Here is a 21,500-nt window from a genome sequence, read left to right on the forward strand (position 1 = left end):
AGGCCGCTGAACCGGATTCAGGAAAGCAACATTCGCCCGGCCGTGATCGCCAGGAAGAACGCAAAGGCAAGTTTCAGGTAGCGCGGGTTGAGCGCGTGGGCGAGCTTGGCGCCCAAGGGTGCAAACAGAAAGCTCATGGGCGCTATGATGGCAACCGCCGGCAGGCTGACGTAACCCAGGCTGAGCGGAGGCCTGCCGGCGATTTCAAGACCCGACCAGATGAAGCCGGCCACTGCCGGAAGCGCGATAAGCAGGCCAAGCGCCGACGATGTGCCGACGGCACGATGCACCGGAAAGGAGAAGCTGGAAAGCGTCGGCACCGACAGTGTGCCGCCGCCAATTCCCATGAGCGAAGAGACAAAGCCGATCACAGCAGCGATCGCGCAGTTGATCCAGCCGCTTTGCGGCAGGTGATCGGAGATCACGAGGTGCTTCGGCAACGCCATGTTGACGGCCACCAGCAGGCCGACGACGCCGAAGACCAGCCGTAAGCCGGCGCCCGGGATGAATTTCGACATGATGCCGCCGACGAGGGCACTGACGAAAATCGCCGGTCCCCAAAGATTGAGCAGAGGCCGATCGACATTGCCGCGCCTGTTGTGTGACCGCATCGACGAGATCGCGGTGGGGATAATGACCGCAAGCGATGTCGCGACCGCCAGATGGCTGATCACAGCAGGCGAAAAGTGGAACAGGCTAAGCACCCAGAACAGCACCGGAACGATGACGATGCCGCCTCCGACTCCCAGCAGACCGGCGAGCACGCCGGAGGCAATTCCGGTCATGGCCAGGCCGGCGATCAGCATTGCAATCGTCAGCCCGTCGAAAACCGACGTGTCGAATCCGAAGTCCACTGTGATTTCCCTTTGATTGGCCGCGCTCATCCGCTGTTGCGACCCAAAATGCAGGTCGCCCAGAAGGGTCGTAGCGTTTTTGGGATGCGCTCTGGCTAGTGGCGCACCATCCCGGCGTCGACATTGAGCGTCTGGCCGGTGATCCAGCGCGCATCGTCGGAGGCCAGGAACGAAACCACGTCGGCGATATGTTCCGGCTGCCCTTTGCCTTTCATTGCCTGAAGCATCTCGACGAAGCCGAACGCCTCGTTGTGCGGGCTCGCCTTGACGCCGTCGCTCTCGATGAGGCCGGGCGTCACCGCATTGGCGGTGATGTTGTATTTGCCAAGCTCGGTAGCGAGCGCCCTGGTGAAGCCGATGACGCCACCCTTGGCCGCGACATAGGCCGCCATGTTCGGCGTGCCGGCAAAGAAGGTGTTGGATGCGATGCTGATTACCCGTCCGGCCTTCCCCGCCGCACGCATCTGGTCCGTACCGGCACGGCTGACGATAAAAGTGCCGGTCAAATTGACGTCGATGATCTTGCGCCAATGGTCGAGATCGACATCGTCCCAGGCGACGAACGGCACGATGCTGGCATTGTTGACCAGGATGTCGATGCCCCCGGTCAGGGTCTGGATTTCGGCGAAGAGTGCCTTGACGGATGCCGGATCGGAAATGTCGGCGGCGATCGCCCTCGCCTTTCCGCCTATCGCCGCGGCCGCCGCCCCGGCGCCTTCGGCATTGATGTCGCTGACGATGACGGTTGCCCCATCGGCGGCAAGCCGCGCGGCGATCGCCTTGCCGATACCCTGCGCGGCGCCCGTAACCAGGGCCGTCTTTCCCGCAAGCCGTTCAGTCATGAAAATGCTCCCTCAATTCGTGATCTGGTGATGTCTGTTCAAGCGTCGGCGTCGATCACGGCCAGCGCCGCGTCGATGCCCTTGCCGATCGCCAGTTTCTGGCCGGCCGCGTTCATGGCGCCGCCAAGTGCCGTCAGCGCCGCGATCGCGTAGATCGGCTGGGCGGTCGGACCCATATGGCCGATGCGTGTCAGCTTCCCCAATGTTTCGCCGCGGCCCGATGAGAAGACGACGCCGTAACGGGCGCGCACGGCTTGGCGAAGCGCTTTCTCGTCGACACCTTCGGGCGTGCGGACAGCGGTCGTGGTCGGCGACGCGATGCTGTCGCTGGCAGCCCAGATCGACAGACCCATCGCGGCAACGCCGGCGCGCATGGCCTTGGCGGTGAGTGCATGGCGCCCCCACACAGCCTCCGGTACCTCATTGAGATAGAGGTCGAGCGCGACATCGAGCCCGTTGATCTCCGAGACCGACGGCGTGAATGGAAACGGCTTGTCCCGCGACCACGCATGCTCCCAGTCGACGATGCTGAGCATCGACGCGCGCGGCGCCAGGGGATTGGCCTTCATCTTGGCCCAGGCCCGCTCGCTGACACCCATCATCGTCAGGCCGGGAGGCGCGCCCAAGCATTTGTTCGGGCCGGTGACATATATATCGGCCTTGCAATCCTCGGGATGCGTCTTCATGCCGCCAAAGGACGAGACGGCATCGACGATGAGATAGCCGCCATGCGCTGAAACCAGCGCACCGATGGCGTCGATCGGATTGACGGTGCCGGACGGCGTGTCGTGGTGGCAGACGGAAACGACGGTGATCTCCGGATGCGCCTTCAGCATTGCCTCGACCTCCTGCGGATCGATCGCCTCGTTATAGGGCACCTCGATCTCGAGCAGATGTGGCGAATAGCGCTTCGCCCAATAGCCGAACCCCTTGCCGTAAACGCCTGAGGCAAGGTTGAGCACGACATCGTCCGGCGTGATCAGCGAGGCCGCGGCGGCCTCCAGGCCAAGCACGGGCTCGCCATGCAGGATGACCGGCTTGTTCGACAGCCGCATCGCCTTTTGCGCCTTGTCGACCACACCCTCGTAGAAGAGCTGGAACGCCGGGTCGTAGTCGTAGAGCACCGTGCGCCCGAGGCCGCGCAGCACTTCGGCATAGGCGTTCACCGGCCCCGCGGTCAGGGTGATGACCGGATCGGCATGTTCGAGATAACGCATCGTCTTGGTCTCCGGATTGGCGGGGGTCAGCCGTAGAATTGCGTGCCGGTCCTGTAGGTCTTGAAGTTGTCCATGTCGTGCGAGTACATCAACTCGGCGCCATGGTCCTCGGCGAGTTTCTTCACCTTGCGCATCGAATTGACGCCCGCCACCGGATCGATGTGGAAGGCCGCCTGGCACAGCGTTTCAAGGCTCTTCTGCGTATAGGCCGCGTCGATGGTGAACATGATCGGCTTGCGCTTGGGGAACTCGACCAGCAGGCTGTAATGGCCGATCGAATGACCGGGCGTCGAGATCAGCCGGACACCCCTGGCAAGCTCGACGTCGCCATCGACGCCTTCAAAGGTCGAGTTCGCCCGTGTCGTTCCCGCAAGCAGTTGTCCGGTCGCGCCACGCGCTTCGGCAGCCTCCGCCGAAAAGCTCAGATCGGAATAGCCGAGATGTTCGAAGGGCTCGGGATTGCAGGCCTGCGGCACCTCGGTCCGATGACAGATCTTCTTGGCATGCGGAAAATACTTGTTGCCGCCGCAATGATCGAAGTGGAAATGCGAGTTGACGACGACGTCGATGTCCTTCGGCTCAAGGCCGAGCAGCGCCAGGGCGCCGGGGATGGTCTGATGCTTTTCCTGGATCGGCTTTTCGAACGGCAGCACCTTCATCACGTGGTCGTAGTCGTAGCCGGTGTCGATGAGGAACCGACCCTCGGCATGCTCGATCAGGATCGAATAGACGGGGAAGCGCACTTCACCGCCAGGGCCGCGATTCCAGAACACATGATAGCCGTCGAGAACGAGCGAGCCGCCGTCGAGCAGGTAGACCTTGGTATCCGACATTCTTGCCTCCTTTATTGGCGCGGGTCCCGTCCGCGCATGAATTGTGCTCAGCGCGCGCCGCGCTCGTATGGAATGCCGAGCGCCGCCGGCAGGCTGGCGCGCCGGCCGAACAGAACCAGCATGATCATCACCGCCAGGAACGGCAGCATCTGGATGATGTCGGTCGGTATGTTGATGCCGGCCACCTGCATGGCCGTCGTCAGCGACAGGCAGACGCCGAACAGCAACGCGCCGAACAGCACCCAGATCGGGCGACCGCGCGCCAGCATGGCCAGCACGATGCCGAGAAAGCCCGCGCCATTGGTGATGAACGGAATGAACAGCCCAGCCCCGACATTGGCGAGATAGGCGCCGCCGAGCCCGGCCAGCGCTCCGGTCGTCAACACGGCGATGGTGCGGGTCCGCACGACGTCGATGCCGGCGACATCGAGCGCGGCCGGCTTGTCGCCTGCCGCCTGCAAATTGAGACCCAGCTGTGTGCGCCGGTAGATGTAGCCCATGCCGAAAACCAGCGCGACCGCCAGATAGACGATCAGATGATGCTTGAAGAATGCAGGCCCGATGACCGGGATGTCCGAAAGCAGCGGAATGACGGTAGCATCCGCCGCGGGCAGGCGCGGGTAGCTGCGTGAGAACTGGAAATGGTGGAGCAGTGCCGTCAGGCCCTCGAGCCCCAAGGTCAGCGCGATGCCGATGACGATCTGGTTCAGTCCGATGCGCACGCAAAGCAGCGCCATGACAAGCGCCACCGCAGCACCCCCGGCGGCACCGGTAAGAAAGCCTAGCCACAGCGACCCGGAATAGAAAGCGCCGACAAAGCCGAGATAGGCGCCGGCCAGCATCATGCCTTCGATGCCGATATTGAGCACGCCCGCCTTCTCGGAAATCTGCTCGCCGAGCCCGGCAAGCAGCAGCGGGATCGCCGCGGTGACAGCGCCGAACAGCAGCGCGCTGAGAAAGACTTCGCTGAACAGCACGGTCATGCCTAGGCCCTCCGCGACTGGTTGTATCGGTGATCGAAATATTCGGCGAGCGCGAGCACGATCAGCACGATGGAAACCAGCACCAGAGTGAAATGATTGGGCACGCCGAGCCGGCGCGCCGCGCTCTCGCCGCCGATCGAAAGCACCGAGAGCAGGAACACGAAGCCGATTGCCGCAAAGCCGTTCATACGGGCGAGAAACACGGCGGGAATCACGGCAAGCCCATAGGCGGGATTCCAGTCGGCGCGGACATTGCCCTGGACGCCGATGATGTCGACGGCGCCGGCAAGGCCGGCCAGCCCGGCCGAAATGGCGAAGACGGCGACGGTCAGGCCGGGGACGCCGAGCCCCGAGTGAACCGCCGCGCGTGGATTGGCGCCGACGATCCTCAGCTTCAGCCCGAACGCCGTGCGCGTCATCACCAGATGCACGATCACGATCGCCGCCAGCCCAAGCAGCAAGCCGCTGGTGATGGTCGTTTCGGACAGGCGCGGCAACCGGTCTTCCACCGGCAGCGTACGGGTCTGCGGCACGGTCGTGCTTGGGTCGCGAAACGCCAGCTTGACCAGCACATTGGCGAGCGAGGTGCCGAGGAACGTCATCATTAGCGTGGTGATGATCTCGTTGACGCCCTGATAGGCACGCAGCAGGGCCGGCACCAGCGACCAGATCATCGCCACCACCATGGCGATGAAGAACGAGCAGAACAGCGCCAGCCAGGCTGGCATGATCTGCACGAACACGGGAGCGCTGGCAGCCGCCGTCACCGCGCCAAGCAGGAACTGGCCGTCGCCGCCGAGATTCCACATGCCGGCGCGAAAGGCGACGATCAGGCCGGCGGCAAGAAACAGCAACGGCGCCATGCGCGTCAGTGTCTGCTGGATGCCGAGCGGCGAGAACAGTCCCTTCTCCAGCACGAAGCCATAATAGGCGAGCGGGTCGACGCCGACGGCAAGCAGGATGCAGCCGGCTATGACCAGCGCGATGAAGATCGGGCCGAGCGTCATCAGCAGCCGGTGCGCGATGTCGCGGCGCGTCACAGCCCCGCTCGTGGCATCGAGTGCGGTGGCACTGACCGTGGGTGCGGTGTCGATGCTCATGCGGCAAGTCCGATCATCAGGCGACCGACCTTCGTGCGGGCGTCGTCTACGTTCTCGACGGTGCCGACCAAAGCGCCGTTTGCGATGACGGCGATGCTGTCGCACATACCAAGCAATTCCTCGAGGTCGGTGGAGATCAGCAGCACGGCAAGGCCACGCGCCGCCGTGTCGCGAATGCGCTGGCGCGACGCCAATGTGTTGGCGAGATCGAGCCCATAGGTCGGCTTGTTGAAGATCACCACCTTGGCGCCTTCAGCCAGTTCCCGTGCCAGGAGCACCTTCTGGATGTTGCCGCCGGACAGCCGCGCGACGGGCGTCTTCAGGCTCGGCGTACGCACGTCATATTCGCGCACGAGCTGGGTGGCGCGCTTGTCGATCTCCGCGCGCTGCTCGACGCCGTTGCGCCAGAACGGGGCCGCGCCGACCTGCTTGAGGAAGAAGTTGATCGAGACCGGGAAGGTGCCGACAGTGCCCTCGCCCAGCCGGTCGTCGGTCAGGTAGCGAAGGCCGCGCCGGCGGCGCTCGCCGACGCTCAGCGTCTCGATGGCGGCGCCGTCCAGCCGCACCGAGCCGCTGGCGGCTGTACGCTGGCCGGCCAGCGCTTCCGCCAGCTGCTTCTGGCCGTTGCCGTCGATGCCGGCTATGCCCAGGATCTCGCCCGGGCGGATGTCGAAAGAGATCGACGACAGGCCCGGCGCATTGTCGGTCGGCGCGACCGCGAGATCCGCGACCTGAAGCAGCGGGGCCGTTCCGGCGCGGGCAGTGCGGACAGGACGCTCGACGGCTTCCGGATCATCCTTCTGCTTACCGAACATCAATTCCACGATCTCCGAGACGATCTCCTGTTCGCCCAGGGCGCGAAACCGCTCGGGCGGGATCTCTCCGACCTTGCGGCCAAGCTTCAGCACCGAGATGCGGTCGCCGAAGGCAGCCGCCTCCTTGAGCTTGTGGGTGATGAAGACGATCGCCAGGCCCTGCTCGACAAGGCGGCGCATCAGCGCGCCCAGTTCGTCGATACCTTTCGGCGTCAGCATGGAGGTGGACTCGTCAAGGATGAGCAGCCGGCTGTTGCGCAGCATCGCGCGCAGGATCTCGACCTGCTGCTGCTCACCGAGCGACAACTCCGATACCTTGGCTTGAAGCTTGACGGTGATGCCGAGCGTGCCGGTGATCTCGGCGACGCGCGCCGCCAGTTCCTCGGTCCTGGGGCGCTGCCACCACGGCCCGCCAAGCAGGAGGTTCTCCGCCACCGTCAGCGTCGGCACCAGCATCATGTGTTGGAATACGGTGCCAATGCCGAGTGCCAGCGCATGGCGCGGCGACGTGATCGGCGTCGGTTTGCCGTCGACCAGTATGCGTCCTTCGTCCGGCTGCTGCAGGCCGGACAACATGCCGATCAGTGTCGATTTTCCAGCGCCGTTCTCGCCCAGCAGCACATGCACTTCGCCCGGGCGGATCGACAGGTCGACGCTGTCATTGGCAACGATGCCGGGGAACCGTTTGGTCACGCCTTCAAGCGCGACGATGTCGCGCCCGGCAACGGACGATGAAGAAAAACCGCTCATGAAAGCCCAGCACCAAAAAAACGGGAATCGTCCGGAGGGGTGAACGGATCACCCCTCCGGCAGTTGACCGTGATCGCCTTACTGGGCGACGCTGGTCATCAGTGCCCTTACGGCGGCCGCGTCATAGACCGGCTCGACCTTGATCTTGCCGGAAATGACGTCCTCGCGCAGCGCCTGGATTTCCGTCCAGACATTGTCCGGGATCGCAGCGGTCTTCAGCAGCTTGACCGAGTCGTCCTTGAGGCCGATCGTATAGTGTTTGGTGCCGAACGTGTCGGCCTTCAGGTCGGCAATCATCGCCGCATAGACCGGCTCGATGTTCCACACCACCGACGACAGCAGGAAGCCCTTGTCGATCGGTGTCTTGTCGCCGATGACGTCGATAAAATAGACCTTGCCGCCATCGGCTGCCTTGGTCGTCTCGACCGCCTGCAGCATGCCGAAGCTCGAACCGTTGCCCTGGCCGAAGATGATGTCGGCACCGGATGCGATCACGCTTTCGGTGACGCGCTTGCCGCCGGCCGCGTCGCTGTAGGCGGCAGGGCCGATCACCGCATAGGTGATCTTGACGTCAGGGTTCTCCGCCTTCACGCCTTGTGCGAACGCCGCCGACTGCGAATTCCACGATGGCGGTTCGCCCGAGACGACGATGCCGACCGACTTGGAACGCGACACCTTGCCGGCGAGACGGCCGGCCAGATAGGCACCCTCGTGGCCGCTCAGCGTGTAGTCGGCGACGAGGCCCTTCTCCAGGCCGGCTGGCGTGTCGACGATCGCCACCGGAACTTTCAGTTCCTTGGCGATTTCGGGCGCCGAGGTGTTGTAGCCGCTGGCATGAGCGATCAGCAGGCTGGCGCCGTCGGAGGCAAGCTCCCGCAGGGTCGGACGAACGTCGCCATAGCCGAGGCCCTGCGCCACGACCACTTCGACGCCGGCGGCCTTGCCTGCCGCCTTGGCGGCGTCGATGCCTTGCTGGTTCCAGCCATAGTCCGTGCCTTCTTCGGGCGTCAGGATGGCGATCGACTTGACCTCGCCGGCAAGCGCGCCGCTCATCAAGACACCGGTCAATATAACTGCACTTACACTGCTCTTAAGAAGCTTTAACATGTTACCCTCTCTGTTGTTTCACCAATCAATATTCTTATTGTTATTGCGCGAAAGCGAGATAGACTGCCGAGGAAAAATTACATTGGAGCTCAGGCAAAGTGAAGATCCGTTATGCCCTTCCGGTGATGCTGGCGTTGTCGTCCTTCGCCAACGCGGTTGAGTTGCACCATGTCACCGTCCGCACCGGCACTGACGGGCTCGACATGGTTCCGTTGACGATTTCGAATGCGGGCAGCGAAGGCCTCTCCTGCAACGCCGACTTCGCCCACTGGTATTCAGCCGGGATCGCAACGATCGAGCCAGGCAAGAGCGCTCGCGTCGAGCTCTGGTTCGATGCGAAGACCGGCACGTTCACGATCCTCAACGACAAGCGCGAGAACCTGCCCGTCGAGCGGCTGTGGTGCGGTCTGGCGAGCCGAGCATATGCCACCCGCGTGCAGGTCACGCTCGACCGCACCGATGCGGCGAAAGGCGAGCGTGATGTGTCCTGCGCCATGGCGCAGGACAGCCTGGTCTGCCGGTAGGCGCTCATCGAGCTTTCCGTTCGAACACCGCGCACCTCTTATTCTTTTGTCAGGAATGCGTCGGTGAAAACGTCGTCCGCCGACAGAGCCGCCTTGAGCACGCCCTGGTCCGTCAGTGTCTTGAGGGTCTCCTCCCACTGCGTCTTCGTCATCCAGCCGAGACCGTGTTCCTTGGTGTCGGCGCTGCTGAACGTCGATGCGATGTCGGCGTTGATCTGCGCCAGCAGCACGTCCTTCTTGTCCGCATAGCCGGGCGCTGCCTTGGCCGTGATCTCGGCAGCTTCTTCCGGATGAGCCACGACATAGTCGAACGCCTCCCTGTATGCCTTGACGAAGCGGCGCACGACATCCGGCTTGTCCTTGATCATCGCTTGCGAAGTGAACAGGCCCGAGCCATAGGCTTTCCACCCATGGTCCGCCCCCATCATGATGCTGAGCGAGCCGGGGCCTCCGGCCTTAGCCTCCAGTTCGGGAACCTCGGCATCGATATAGCCGACGACCGTCTGAACCCGGCCAAGCAGCAGATAGCTTTCATAGGGAGGCGAGACGCTGTTCAGCGTCATGTCCTTTTCGGTCAGGCCGTTGGCGGCCAGGAAGCCCTTGAAGAAGATGTAGGTGGAGCCGGCCGGATGAATGCCGATGGTCAGCCCCTTGAGGTCGGACGGCTTGGTGAGCTTCAGCGTCTTGGCCAGCGAAATGATCCCCAGCGGCGAGTGCTGATTGACGGCCGCCAGCGCCACGACCGGGACATTCTGCGACCGTGCGACCGCAAGCGTGGGAAGATCGCCGAAGCCGAAATCCGCGTTCTCATTGCCCACCAGCCGCATTGCGTCCGGCGAGCCGGATCCCTTGCGGATCTCGGCCACATCGATGTCGTTCTTGGCGAAGAAGCCCTTTTCGTTGCCGACAAAGAACATGGCGTGATTGCCACGCACCACCCAGTCGAGCTGGACGTTGACCTTATCGGCCGCCAGAGCCGCGTTGGAGAAACCGAGTGCTGCGACAAACGCCGCCAAGGTAGCGGCCTTGATAAGTGAGCGTCTCAGCATTTTTTGTTCCCTTTTGTGACGTTGGTTGATCGAGCGGGCCTAGGACTGGCTGAATTTCGGCGCCCACGGCACCACGATGCGTTCGAGGATTTCGGCGGCGTAGTAGAAGGCGATGCCAAGCACGGAAACGAGCAGCAGCGCTGCGAAGACCAGCGCCGTGTCGAGCTGGGTCGAAGCGAACTGGATGACGTAGCCGAGACCGTCCGACGCCCCGGCGAACTCACCGACGATAGCGCCGATCACACTCAACGTGGCGGCGATCTTGGTCCCGGCCATCAGGTTCGGCAGCGAGTGCGGAACGCGGATCCTGAACAGGATCTGCGTCGGGCTGGCCCCGACCGAATTCATCAGCGACAGCAGCGAGCGGTCGACCGATTGCATGCCCGCCAGCATGGACAGCGTCACCGGGAAGAAGGCGATGACCAGGATCAGGCCGATCTTGGGCGCCAGCCCATAGCCGAACCAGAGAATGAAGATCGGCGCGAGAGCGACTTTCGGCACGTTCTGGAACAGCACAACCAGTGGATACAGCGCGCGTCCCAACCAGTCGAAGCGCACGATGACCAGCGCAATGGCAATGCCGACCACGACCGAGACCAGGAAGCCGAACAGGATCTCGCCCGCCGTCACCAGCGTCGCCTGCATCAGCGTGCCCCATTGCGCGACCAGCGACTTCGCGATCTCGGACGGAGCGGGAATGATGAAGGCGGATATGGCAAAGATCCGCACGGCGGCTTCCCACGCTACGATTGTCACCAGCAACAGGATGACCGCCGGCAGCCAACTGCCGGTCGCCGCACTCCAGCTGGAGGCGAGCCGCGGCTCGGGAAGGTCCGTGATGGGTTGGTCGCTCAAGACGCGCCTCCCGGCTGATGGCTGGAGCGCAGCATCGTTCGCAACTGGACCACCAGCCTGACGAACTCCGGATCTTCGGTGACCGACAGGTCGCGTGGATAAGGCAGCGCAATGTCGAGGCTCTCGGTGATCCGCCCCGGCTTGATCCCCAGCACGTGAACATGGCGCGACAGATGGATGGCCTCGTCCATGGAATGGGTGACGAGCACGATCGTCTTGCCGGTCCGCTGCCAGATTTCCAGCAGCGACTGACCCATGGAATCGCGGGTGATGGCATCGAGCGCGCCGAACGGTTCGTCCATCAACAGGACCGCCGGATCGAGCGCCAGGGCTCGTGCGATGGCGACCCGCTGCCGCATGCCACCAGACAGCTCGTTTGGCCGCTTGTGAGAGGAATCGCCCAGACCTACCAGCTCAAGCATCTCCTGCCCGCGCGCCCGCAATTCCGAGCGCGACAGCGACTTGTCGGCGATGCCGAGCAGCATCGAGGCATTGTCGACGGCGTTCTTCCACGGCAGCAGGTTGGCGTCCTGGAAGACGAGGCCGATCATCCGCTTGCGCGCTGCCTCGACCGGTGCGAGCCCGGCGATCGAAACGCTGCCCTGGGTCGGCTGCACCAGTCCGGCCAGCACCTTGAGCAAGGTGCTCTTGCCGCAGCCGGAAGGACCGATAAGGGAAACGAACGATCCCTTTGGCACCGAAAGATCGATGTTCCTGAGGATCAGCTGCCGGGCGATGACCACCGAAACGCCTTTGGCGGAGATCAGATCGTCATGGCGGATATGGGCCGGCCTGTCGCCGGCGGCTCGGATGGTTTCAATGCGCATCGCTTGTCGCCCCGCGCGCTGTTTTCTGCCGCACCCGCACCATCTGGATTGCGAGGGCGCCCTTCACACAAACAGCCGACCGGTGGAACTCCTCAAACCGGCTGGCCCTCTGCGCACCATATGACATTGGCTACTCCCGGCCTTCCAAGATGCGCCGCACCGAGACGAGCTTGCGCGCCCGTTCGGCCTGCAGCGCCTTTGTCTGCTCGGGCGTGTAGGCAAACATGCCCTCGCCCGACTTGATGCCGAACTTCGACGCAGCCGTCTTCTCCAGCACCATCGGCGCGACATCGTCGCGGTTGGAGAGATCGGCATTCAGGAAGGACGAGACGGACTTGTAGATATCCAGCCCCGCCATATCGAGCAGCGCCATCGGGCCGATGACGGCAATCTTGTAGCCGATGCCCCAGGATACGCAGGTGTCGAGATCTTCAGGTTCGATGACGCCGCGCTCGACAAGGTCGACAGCCTCGCGCAGCAGCGCATAGAGCACGCGGTTCTCGACGAAGCCCGGAACGTCCTTCTTCACCACCACCGGCAACAGTCCGATCGAGCGGATGAGGTCGCGGATCGTGGCCACGGTTTCAGGCGCGGTCTTTTCGCCGCCGATCACCTCGATCATCGGAATGATGTGCGGCGGGTTCGACCAGTGCATGCCGACCATCCGCTCGGGATGCGAGATATGCGCCTGCAGCTTGGTGATCGGGATGCCCGACGTGTCGGAAGCGACGATGACGGACGGGCCTATCAGCGGATCGATGTCACGATAGGTCTGCGCCTTGATGTCGATATTCTCGGGCACGTTCTCGATCACCAGTTCGGCGCCATCGACGGCCTCGGCGATCGTCTCGACGAAACGCACGCTGCCGGCGCCTGTCCCGGGCGCCTTGATGTCGAGACGATCGAGCACGCCGCCGGCGAGATCGAGCATGCCGCGGGCACGCTCGACCGACGCCTGTGAAACATCATACGCCGTGACATCGAGGCCGCCGCGCGAAAGCCGCGCGGCGATGCCTGGACCCATCGTTCCCAATCCGATGAGAGCGGCGCGCTTGATCATCATGCCGCCTTTGCGGGAGCAGCAGTGGTTGCCGCCTTGAAGGCCGGCCGGGCGGCGATCGCGGCCACCCAACGCTCCAGATCGGGCATCGACGGCCGGTCAATCTTGAAGTCGACGCAGCGCTTCAGGATCGGCGCGCAGGCGATGTCGGCAAGGGTCAGCTTGTCCAGCGCCAGGAAGTCCTTGCCGGCCAGGTGGCCATCGACGATCTTGAGTTGCGCGACAAGGTCCTTCACCTGTTCCTTGTATTCGGCGGTCTGTTCCTCGGGTGTGAGCTTGGCGCCCTTGAAGGCCGCCAGGTAGCCGGGATTGACCGCCGCCAGCAGGAAATCCATCCAGCGCTCGACCTCGGTCTTTTCCGCCGGCGTGGCGCCATTCAACTGTTCGTCACCGAATGCCGCGAGATAGCGCAGGATGGTGTTGGACTCCCAGATCACGGTGTCGCCGTCGACCAGCGTCGGCACCTTGGAGGTCGGGTTGAGCGCCTTGTATTCCGCCGTCTGGGTGTTCTCGAACTGGCGACCATAATCCTCGCGCTTGTAGGACGCCCCAAGCTCTTCGAGCATGAAGAGCACCTTCTGGACGTTGCCTGATGTCTGGCGGCCTAACAGCTTGTACATGTTGTCTCCTCGATTGTGTCCAAGGCCTACTTGCCGGCCGGGAGCGGCTTGTAGACGATGGCGTCCATTTCGATCTTGGTGTTGATGACGGCCTTTGCCTCGACGGTCGTGCGCGCCAGCACGGCATCGCCGATCCCTTCGAGGAAGGCCTTGTTGTAGCGGCCGAAATCGCGCGTATCCTCGAGATAGGTGGTGATCCGCACGACATCCGACAGCGTCGCGCCCTCATGCGCAATGACGCGCGCGATGGTCTTCAGCGTGGCCAGCGTTTCTTCCTCGATCGTGCCGCTGATCATGTTGTTGTTCTCGTCCTTCGGCACCTGGCCCGAGACGAAGATGAAATCGCCGGCACGCACCGCCGGATGAAACGGCAGGTTCGGGTTCTTGTTGCCGATGGCGTAATGGCTGGCGGATTTTCGCGTGCTGTCGCTCAATGCCTGCTCCTAGAGAACACTGGTTTCGATGATGTCGACGCCACGGATGCGATCGATCAGGTAGACGATGCCGCGGTCGTCGATGGTCACGTCGTTGGACGAGGAACGCTCCGCCCCCTCGGGCGCGTCGGGCACGAAATGGCCGACCTCCTTTGGCGCGAACGGGTCGGCGATGTCGACGAGGCGCAGCCCCTGCGCGAACCATGCAAACGGAATGATCGTGCCCTTGAACCGTTCGGAAGGCTGATGGCAGCCGGTCATCTGCGGCTGCGGTGAACCGTCCAGGTCGAGGCCCGGCACCTGGAAGGTCGAGATCGGCAACGGGTTGGTCTCGTCGGTGATGTCGTAGATCCAGGTGAAGGCCGGCGGTGATGGCCGAAGCTTGGCGACGTCCTCGTCCGCCACCACCATGATGTTGCGGCCCTTGAGCGGCTGTGGAATCGGCAAGCAGGTGTGGGTGGGATGCGGAAAGCTCGGGCTCGAATTGACGTGCGAGACCAGCTTCGGCTTGGTGATGTCCGAAATGTCGAGGATGAACAGGCCGTGATGCCAGTAGCTGACATAGAGCCGGTCGCCCATGCGCAAAGGATGGTGGCAACGCGGCGTGACATAGTCGTGCCAGGGGTATTCCTCGCCGCCACCGGTCCACTGGCCTGGTATCCACCAGCGTCCGACCTCGACCGGCTTTGTGGGATCGATCAGGTCGAGGATCATCACGATGTTGCCGACATAACCGTCGGCGGTCGGCGAGATGTAGACGTAACGGCCGTCGAAGTCGTAGCGGTGGACGCCCTTGCCGCCGGTTATCCATTTTGAGATCAGCTTGGGCTGTGCCGGCTTGGTTGTGTCGTAGAGTGCCAACCCGCCGCCGAAATCGGCCGGCCCGGCGTCGCCAAAGCGCTCGTGGTTGATGATCATCAGCCCGTCCTTGGCGCGCACCTTGTGCGAGTGCCAGCCGGGCGGAACATCGATCGTGGCTATCTTGCGCGGATTGCGCGGGTCGGAAATATCGACCAGCGTCGTGCCGCTCGGCGGCCGCATGTGGCCGATATAGAGGATGTTGCCGTCGACCCAGACCTGGCCGCCGCCTGGGCAGTCGACATGGCCGATCTGCTTGGTGTTGAACGCCGAAACCAAATGCATACGCCCTTGCTGCTGAAACGTCATTTCAATGTCCCCGCCGCCAATGGGGGCGGGGCAGTAGGATGGGAACTAGACGAGACGGAGCAGATCGCCGGCCTGGTTGCGGCCCCAGCGCTTGTAGAGGAGCAGCGCCTTCTGCGTCGGCGCATCGGTGGCGCCGAAGAAGATCACCGGCTCGCTCGACGAGCCGTTGACATGCTCGACCCAGGAACCGCCGGGTATGGCGATGGTGTCGAACTGGTTCCAGTCGTAACGCTTGCCGTCGATGATCGAATGGCCGTTGCCGCGGAACGGCGCCAAGAGCAGGCTGGCGGTCTCGCGCTGCGGCAAGGTCTTCTCGCCGGGGCGCAGCATCTGCACGTAGAAATTGATGGTGTGGAAGACGGGTCCGCCGGTCGTCGGATCGACATAGTCGATGACGATGCCTTCATGAGGGTCGCCGTCCCAATCCTTGTGGGCATCGAGGACCGCTTCCATCTTCTCCCAGCGGTAGACATACATCGGCGACGACAGGCCGCCGCCGCGCTTGTGATCGACGAAACGCGGCATCAGGCCGCCCTCGCCATAGATGCGCTGTGAGTAGTCGCTCGGATAGCGGGCGGTCTGCACCTTCTTCTCGACTTCCTTGCCATCGACCATCTCGGTGTATTTGTGGTCGAAATGGACGGCATGCAGCGTTTCGACCAGCGGCAGGTCGAGCACCGACAGGTTGACCGCCTGCTCACCGCCGACGGTGCCATGATTGTGCCAGGCGTCGTTGGGCGTCAGCACCATGTCGCCCGGGCCGAAGACCACGTCTTCGCCCTCGACGCCGGTGAAGTTGCCCTTGCCGGTCAGGCCGAAGCGGATGGCGCTCGGCGAGTGCTTGTGCGGCGGCATGATCTCGTCGGGATCGTTCAGGCGATAGGCAGTGTACATGGTGCTGACCGAGGCACGCTTGGGCGCAAGGCCGGGATTGACCAGGATCAGCGAACGGCGCTCGCTGTCGTCCATGGTCACCAGTTCGGCGGCGCGCTGCAGCAGCGGCTCGATGTCCGAATAGGACCACACGAAGGGAACGGCCTTCGACGTCGCCATCAGCTGCTTGATCTCGTCATGGTCGACGCCTTCCGACGTCGCCCAGAACGGAAACATGTTCTTAGCGTAGAGGGCGTCATAGAGGCCCTTGAGTGCTGCCTTCTTGTTGGTGAGCACATCGTTAGCTGGTTGCGCCAGGGACATATCGGACACCTCTCATCGCGAAGAAAATACTTATAACCAACTCAACCGTATTCGCATTGGTTTTGCTCGACAATACCCAAATTGCGAATTTTATAAGTTTTTGGTTGGGGTGCATTTTTGAGAGGCAAATGCCCAGAAATAGGCAGAAATAGCCTAGAAATGCACGAAATACAGCTCGCAATCAGGGCGTGAAACCACTTCGTCACGGCCATGCGGATGCACATGACAGTCCAACCAACGCAGTTTTTCAGTGTCAACCAAAAGACTTTGGTTGTATTCCGGCCGTCTTATCAGGCCGCCACGCTCTGTTGAGCGCGGCTGCGGATCAGATCCGCGGCCTTTTCAGCGATCATGATGACCGCCGCATTGATGTTGCCGCAGACGAGATCCGGCATCACCGAGGCGTCCACGACACGAAGTCCGGCAACGCCGCGCACCCGCAATTCCGGATCGACCACCGACCCCGCATCGACACCCATACGGCACGTGCCGGCCGGATGATGCACGGTGATCGACGTCTTGCGGATATGCTCGTCGATCTCTTCGTCGCTCTCACATTTCGGGCCGGGGAAGAATTCCGCGCCAACGAACGGGGCCATGGACGGCTGGCTGGCAAGGTTGCGCGCAACACGAAAGCCGGCGCGAAGCGACTGCCAGTCGCGCTGCGAGGACAGGAAGTTCTGATGGATCAGCGGAGCGGCGACCGGATCGCTCGACGCCAGCTTGACGCTGCCACGGCTCTCCGGCTGCACGGCGACGATACGGGTCGCAAAGCCGTCGGCGAACGGTGCCTTGAATGGCGACATGTAAGGCCATGCCCCAAGCGGTGCGGCGGTGAACAGCAATTGCACGTCCGGCAACGGCCGGCTTGCGTCGCTTTTCAGGAATGCCACGACGCCGCCAGGCACATCTCCCGAAAAGCCCTTTCCGGTGAGATAGGTCTTGACGAAATCCAGCCCGATACGATCGGCCCGCATCATCTTGAGAAACGGTCCCGGCTGTTTGCGCCGATACATCAGGATGACCGAAACATGGTCCTGCAAATTCTTGCCGACCTGCGCACGATCAACCTTGGTCTCGATGCCATGCGCCGCGAGCTCGCCGCTGTCGCCTATGCCTGACAGCATCATCAGCTGCGGCGTGTTGATGACGCCGCCGGCAAGCAGAACTTCGCGCCGCGCCAGAACTTCATGGCTCGCTCCGCCTCTGGTATAGGCAACGCCGGTTGCGCGCCCATTCTTCAGCAGGATCTTCGTCGCCATCGCGCCGGTCAGCACCTTGACATTGCGGCGGCGCATGGCGGGCCGCAGATAGGCGGTCGCGGTCGAGCAGCGCCGGCCGTTGGCAATTGTCATCTGCAGCCGGCCGAAGCCTTCCTGTATGGCGCCGTTATAGTCGTCGGTCTGCGGATATCCGGCATCACGGCTGGCCGTGGCGAAGGCATCGATCAGTTCGTCCTTGTAGCGGCAGAACTGGGTGTTCAGCGGTCCGCTGCCGCCGCGATACCGGCTTTCGCCCGCCTCCCAGCGCTCCTGCTTCTTGAAGTAGGGCAGCACCTTGTCGAACGACCAGTCCGTCAGGCCGCTTGCCGCCCAGCGATCGTAGTCGCCGCGATTGCCGCGCACATAAGCCATGGCGTTGGTGGAGGAAGAGCCGCCGATGACCTTGCCGCGCGCGCATTCGACCTTGCGCCCGCCGACATTGGCCTCGGGCTCGCAGAAATACATCCAGTCGTGGCGGCGTTCGGTCAGGATCTTGCCCCAGCCGAGCGGGATGTGGATCATCGGATCGCGGTCCCAATCCCCCGCCTCCAGCAGAAGCACCGACACGGCAGGGTCTTCGCTCAGCCGGTTCGCCAGCACGCAGCCGGCCGATCCCGCACCGACAATGACGTAGTCAAAGGTTTCGTCAGCCGGCATGCGTGATCCTCGGGAGAAAGACGGTCCGCCGCGATGGCAACCGTCGACATGGGCAGTCAACCATTGCGCAACTGGTGTTGTCAACCATTGCGTACAGTTGTAGATTGGTTGAATTGGTTGAGTGCCGTCGAACAGGTTTTCGTGTCACAATATGATGTCGGGACGTTGAGTCGGCGGTCTGCCGATCGGACAGGAGATTTGGTTTTGAGCGCATTCGAGCCGCAGGTCGGACCATCGGATCTCGACGACATCATCGCCGCGGTCCGCCAGTTGCAGCAGGGCGGCGGCAAGCTTCCGTCCGAGCGCGATCTTGCGGAACATCTGAGCGTCAAGCGCCATCAGCTTCGCAAGGCGCTTGAAGTGCTGCGCCTTTCGGGCGACCTCAAGCCGGCGCGCGCCAGGCGGGCGCCGACTGCCCTTCCGAGATATGGCGAGGAACTGGTCAGGGTAACCAATCCGATCGAGGTCCTGGAATTGCGCCTGATCATGGAGCCGGGCCTTGCCCGACTGGCGTCGCTGCGCGCCTCCTCTTTCGAGACGGCGCGGATCCTCGACGCGGCAACCACGCCTGAGAACGCCCCGTCGGGTGAGGTCGACTTCGCTTTCCATCTCGCGATCGTCGCCGCGGCCCGCAACCACCTTGCCGCGGAATTCTACAAGATGCTGCGCCAGGTCGGTGTCGATGCGCGGGTGAAGGTTGCGCGCACCGCGGCACCCACCTGCCCCAAGCGGATCGCCCACCGCGACGGCGAGCATCGCCTGATCGCCGAAGCGATCTCGCAGCGCGATCCCGAAGCGGCAGAGACCGCAATGCGCGCGCACCTTTTGTCCGTGCAGAGACAGATCATGGAACGGTCGAACGCCGGCGCCTTTGCCGCGTGATCGTATCACCTCTGACATCGAGCCTGTGCGGGGAATTTCAAATTGAAACGTCATTTCGACGTGCTGGTGACCGGCGCGGGATCCGCAGGCTCGGTTGTTGCCAGCCGGCTCAGTGAAGACCGGTCGTGCCAGGTCGGCCTCATCGAGGCCGGGGCGATGCCGGCCGATCCCGACATCGCCGATCCGCTGAAATGGACGATGCTCCAGGGCCGCGCCTATGACTGGAGCTACCAGACCGTGCCCCAGCCCTTCACTGCCGACCGCGTCCATGAATGGCCGCGCGGCAGGATAGTCGGCGGCTCGAGCTGCCTGCATGCAATGGCCTATGTGCGCGGCCATCCCGATGATTTCGAACCTTGGGCACAAGCCGGTGGCGAGCGCTGGTCCTATCGGGGGTTGTTGCCGGGCTTCATCCGCAGCGAAGCCTTCACCGCCTTCGATGCGCCGACACGCGGCAAGAGCGGCCCGCTGGACGTCTATCTGCCGGACGCCGAGGTCAGTCCGGTCGTGCGTGCCTACATCGCCGCCGGGCGATCCCTGGGCGCTCCCGCCCTGAGCGACCACAACGGCGGCGAACTGGTCGGCACCAGTCCCAATTCACTCAATATACGTGACGGCAAGCGCCTGAGCGTCGCCGACGCCTATCTGCCGCCGCGGGTCATGGCGCGGCCGAACCTGACCTTGCTCGCCGGCCACGAGGTCGAGCATCTGGTGCTGGACGGCCACAAGATCACGGGCGTGAGCGTGGTGTGCGGGGGTGAGACCGGAACACTCTCCGCCGACCGGATCGTTCTTTGCGCCGGCGCCGTATCCACGCCGCTCATCCTCATGCGGTCGGGCATTGGCTGTCCCGATACGCTGAAGCAGGCTGATATACGCTGCCTAGCCGATCGGGGCGATGTGGGCCGCAACCTGCAGGATCATCTGCTGGCTCTCGGAAATGTCTACAGCACGAAAAAGCCGGTGCCGCCCTCCCGCCTGCAGCACTCCGAATCGCTGATGTATCTGCACAGCGACGATCCGACCCGCTCTACGGGAAGTCCCGATATCGTGCTCGCCTGCGTCGTCGCCCCGTCCGCGGCCGAGGGCCTGAAGACCCCGCCCTATGGCTCCGCCTTTACCATCCTGTGCGGCGTCACCCATCCGACAAGCCGAGGGCGCATCACACCAAGCGGGCCGGGCCGCAACGATGCGCCGGTCATCGACCCACATTATCTCGAAACCGAACACGACCGCGCGACATTCAGGATGGCGTTGAAGCGGGCGCGCATGGTCGGCCATCATGCGGCTCTGGACGAATGGCGCGATATGGAGATCCTGCCAGGCGCCCCGGTTCAGTCCGATGCCGAACTCGATGCTTTCATTGCCAGGGCTGCTTCCACCCATCACCATCCGGCCGGCACGTGCCGGATGGGTCGTGACACTGAGGCCGTCGTCGATCCTGACTTGCGGCTGAACGGCTTCGACAATGCCTTTGTCGTCGACGCCTCGGTGATGCCGGCGATCCCGAGCGGACCGATCAATGCCGCGATCGTCGCCGTAGCCGAAACCTGGGCGGCGTCTTCACGGGCTACCCCGTCGTCAGCGTAACCGCGGCCGCGTCCGACAATTCCCCTGGGTTCCGAATGGCTCTGGTTCCCGGCGAATGTCAGCTATGGAGATGCGTCAGTTCAAACGCGGCTCCGTCCTGGACGCCGGCCATGCGCTGCTCGGCGGACCGGAACATGTCCGCGAACTCCACCTGGTTTTCGAACACCACGCCGCCGACCTTGACGGTCAGGGCATCCTCGGTCCCCTTTGGCGCGAAATAGACTTGCGCGATGCGCGCCTCGATACGCTGGCCGATTTCCCTGGCTTCTGCTTCGGTCGCGCCGGCGAGGAAAACCCCGAACATCGACGTCCCCATGCGTCCAACCAGGTCTTCCGCGCGCACCGACGATTGTATGGTCGAGGCTATGAGCCGCAAGGCTTGATCGCCCCATTCAAGACCAAAGCGCAGGTTGATGGACCGCAGATGCTCCGAATGGATAACCAGGAAGGCGCCCGATTTAGGCCCCGGCACCGACGGCCTTGCCGTTCTTTTTTCGACCATTGACGTGAAGACCGCTCCGTTCAGGCAGCCGGTCGTGGTGTCGAAGGTTGCCGACTTGTCGAGTTCCCGGCGATAGCGACGAAGCTCGATCTGTTTCAATCCAACGAACAGAAAAAGCGGAACACCAAGGACAACAGGCAACAGGATTGCCGTGATCATGCTGCGCCCAAATGGCGTCAGCGCCTCGGAGAACAGGAGCAGATAATTGAGGCCGACGGAAACGCCCAGGATTGCAGTGGTTCCCAGAAAGGTCAACAAAGCGACGCCTTTCCATGCCTGGTCGGTGGTGCTCGCCATAGTCTTTGTCACTGGCCGATCTCCTGTGGATGGGCTGGTATAGGGCCGGTGTGTTGCAATTTCAGTTTCAAGGAAC

Annotated in this window: 21 protein-coding genes; 3 read left to right on the plus strand and 18 right to left on the minus strand. The window is 63.1% G+C overall.

What is annotated here, in order from left to right:
- Positions 1-17: 17 nt before the first annotated feature.
- From NKH95_RS14140 to NKH95_RS14175, 8 genes are all read right to left on the minus strand, one after another.
- Positions 18-854 (minus strand): sulfite exporter TauE/SafE family protein, encoded by an 837-nt coding sequence (locus NKH95_RS14140; RefSeq protein ID WP_352891790.1) that lies wholly within the window; start codon positions 852-854, stop codon positions 18-20.
- Positions 855-949: 95 nt separating this feature from the next.
- Positions 950-1,696, minus strand: a complete 747-nt coding sequence (pldH, locus tag NKH95_RS14145; protein ID WP_352721711.1) for a pyridoxal 4-dehydrogenase, SDR-type — start codon at positions 1,694-1,696, stop codon at positions 950-952.
- 38 nt (positions 1,697-1,734) lie between these two features.
- Positions 1,735-2,913, minus strand: coding sequence for a pyridoxamine--pyruvate transaminase (ppaT, locus tag NKH95_RS14150; RefSeq protein WP_352891791.1), 1,179 nt, complete (start codon positions 2,911-2,913; stop codon positions 1,735-1,737).
- Between the two features lie 26 nt (positions 2,914-2,939).
- Entirely contained in the window at positions 2,940-3,746 is an 807-nt protein-coding gene (gene pldA / locus NKH95_RS14155; RefSeq protein WP_127290290.1) for a 4-pyridoxolactonase, read from the minus strand.
- Positions 3,747-3,793: 47 nt separating this feature from the next.
- Positions 3,794-4,729, minus strand: a complete 936-nt coding sequence (locus NKH95_RS14160) for a putative B6 ABC transporter permease subunit 1 (protein ID WP_352891792.1) — start codon at positions 4,727-4,729, stop codon at positions 3,794-3,796.
- Positions 4,730-4,731: 2 nt separating this feature from the next.
- Positions 4,732-5,829, minus strand: a complete 1,098-nt coding sequence (locus NKH95_RS14165; RefSeq protein WP_352891794.1) for a putative B6 ABC transporter permease subunit 2 — start codon at positions 5,827-5,829, stop codon at positions 4,732-4,734.
- A complete protein-coding gene (locus NKH95_RS14170; RefSeq protein ID WP_352610527.1) occupies positions 5,826-7,394 on the minus strand; it encodes a putative B6 ABC transporter ATP-binding protein in 1,569 nt (522 codons plus the stop codon). The genes NKH95_RS14165 and NKH95_RS14170 overlap by 4 nt, the downstream gene beginning before the upstream one ends.
- Before the next feature lie 78 nt (positions 7,395-7,472).
- Entirely contained in the window at positions 7,473-8,501 is a 1,029-nt protein-coding gene (locus tag NKH95_RS14175) for a putative B6 ABC transporter substrate-binding protein (RefSeq protein WP_128305802.1), read from the minus strand.
- A gap of 98 nt (positions 8,502-8,599) precedes the next feature.
- Between NKH95_RS14175 and NKH95_RS14180 the strand changes: the two genes are divergently transcribed.
- Positions 8,600-9,025: a hypothetical protein gene (locus tag NKH95_RS14180; protein WP_352891795.1), complete on the plus strand. Its 426-nt coding sequence runs from the start codon at positions 8,600-8,602 to the stop codon at positions 9,023-9,025.
- Between the two features lie 38 nt (positions 9,026-9,063).
- Here the strand turns inward: NKH95_RS14180 and NKH95_RS14185 are convergent, their stop codons facing one another.
- The 9 genes from NKH95_RS14185 to NKH95_RS14225 form a co-directional block, all read right to left on the minus strand.
- Positions 9,064-10,074: an ABC transporter substrate-binding protein gene (locus NKH95_RS14185; protein WP_352891796.1), complete on the minus strand. Its 1,011-nt coding sequence runs from the start codon at positions 10,072-10,074 to the stop codon at positions 9,064-9,066.
- Positions 10,075-10,113: 39 nt separating this feature from the next.
- Positions 10,114-10,929, minus strand: coding sequence for an ABC transporter permease (locus NKH95_RS14190; protein ID WP_023809932.1), 816 nt, complete (start codon positions 10,927-10,929; stop codon positions 10,114-10,116).
- Entirely contained in the window at positions 10,926-11,756 is an 831-nt protein-coding gene (locus NKH95_RS14195; protein WP_352891797.1) for an ABC transporter ATP-binding protein, read from the minus strand. Before NKH95_RS14195 ends, NKH95_RS14190 begins: the two co-directional genes overlap by 4 nt.
- Before the next feature lie 130 nt (positions 11,757-11,886).
- Entirely contained in the window at positions 11,887-12,816 is a 930-nt protein-coding gene (gene fhmpcd1 / locus NKH95_RS14200) for a 5-formyl-3-hydroxy-2-methylpyridine 4-carboxylate 5-dehydrogenase (RefSeq protein WP_352891808.1), read from the minus strand.
- Positions 12,816-13,436 (minus strand): glutathione S-transferase family protein, encoded by a 621-nt coding sequence (locus NKH95_RS14205; protein ID WP_352891798.1) that lies wholly within the window; start codon positions 13,434-13,436, stop codon positions 12,816-12,818. The genes fhmpcd1 and NKH95_RS14205 overlap by 1 nt, the downstream gene beginning before the upstream one ends.
- Positions 13,437-13,462: 26 nt before the next feature.
- Positions 13,463-13,870 (minus strand): RidA family protein, encoded by a 408-nt coding sequence (locus NKH95_RS14210; RefSeq protein WP_056582478.1) that lies wholly within the window; start codon positions 13,868-13,870, stop codon positions 13,463-13,465.
- 9 nt (positions 13,871-13,879) lie between these two features.
- Complete coding sequence (locus NKH95_RS14215; RefSeq protein ID WP_352891799.1) at positions 13,880-15,037, minus strand: LVIVD repeat-containing protein; 1,158 nt, start codon at positions 15,035-15,037, stop codon at positions 13,880-13,882.
- Between the two features lie 45 nt (positions 15,038-15,082).
- On the minus strand, positions 15,083-16,234 hold the full coding sequence (locus NKH95_RS14220) for a cupin domain-containing protein (RefSeq protein WP_024505127.1): 1,152 nt from the start codon (positions 16,232-16,234) through the stop codon (positions 15,083-15,085).
- A 290-nt stretch (positions 16,235-16,524) separates the two neighbouring features.
- Positions 16,525-18,153, minus strand: a complete 1,629-nt coding sequence (locus tag NKH95_RS14225; RefSeq protein WP_352440315.1) for a GMC family oxidoreductase — start codon at positions 18,151-18,153, stop codon at positions 16,525-16,527.
- A 204-nt stretch (positions 18,154-18,357) separates the two neighbouring features.
- Between NKH95_RS14225 and NKH95_RS14230 the strand changes: the two genes are divergently transcribed.
- Positions 18,358-19,035: a FadR/GntR family transcriptional regulator gene (locus NKH95_RS14230; RefSeq protein WP_023809939.1), complete on the plus strand. Its 678-nt coding sequence runs from the start codon at positions 18,358-18,360 to the stop codon at positions 19,033-19,035.
- Positions 19,036-19,077: 42 nt separating this feature from the next.
- Positions 19,078-20,625, plus strand: a complete 1,548-nt coding sequence (locus NKH95_RS14235; protein WP_352440314.1) for a GMC family oxidoreductase — start codon at positions 19,078-19,080, stop codon at positions 20,623-20,625.
- Between the two features lie 58 nt (positions 20,626-20,683).
- On the opposite strand, the gene NKH95_RS14240 is transcribed toward NKH95_RS14235, so the two are convergent.
- Entirely contained in the window at positions 20,684-21,436 is a 753-nt protein-coding gene (locus tag NKH95_RS14240) for a GGDEF domain-containing protein (protein ID WP_128305808.1), read from the minus strand.
- Between the last annotated feature and the right edge of the window lie 64 nt (positions 21,437-21,500).

This window comes from Mesorhizobium sp. M0848 (genome assembly GCF_040319805.1).
Classification (GTDB): domain Bacteria; phylum Pseudomonadota; class Alphaproteobacteria; order Rhizobiales; family Rhizobiaceae; genus Mesorhizobium.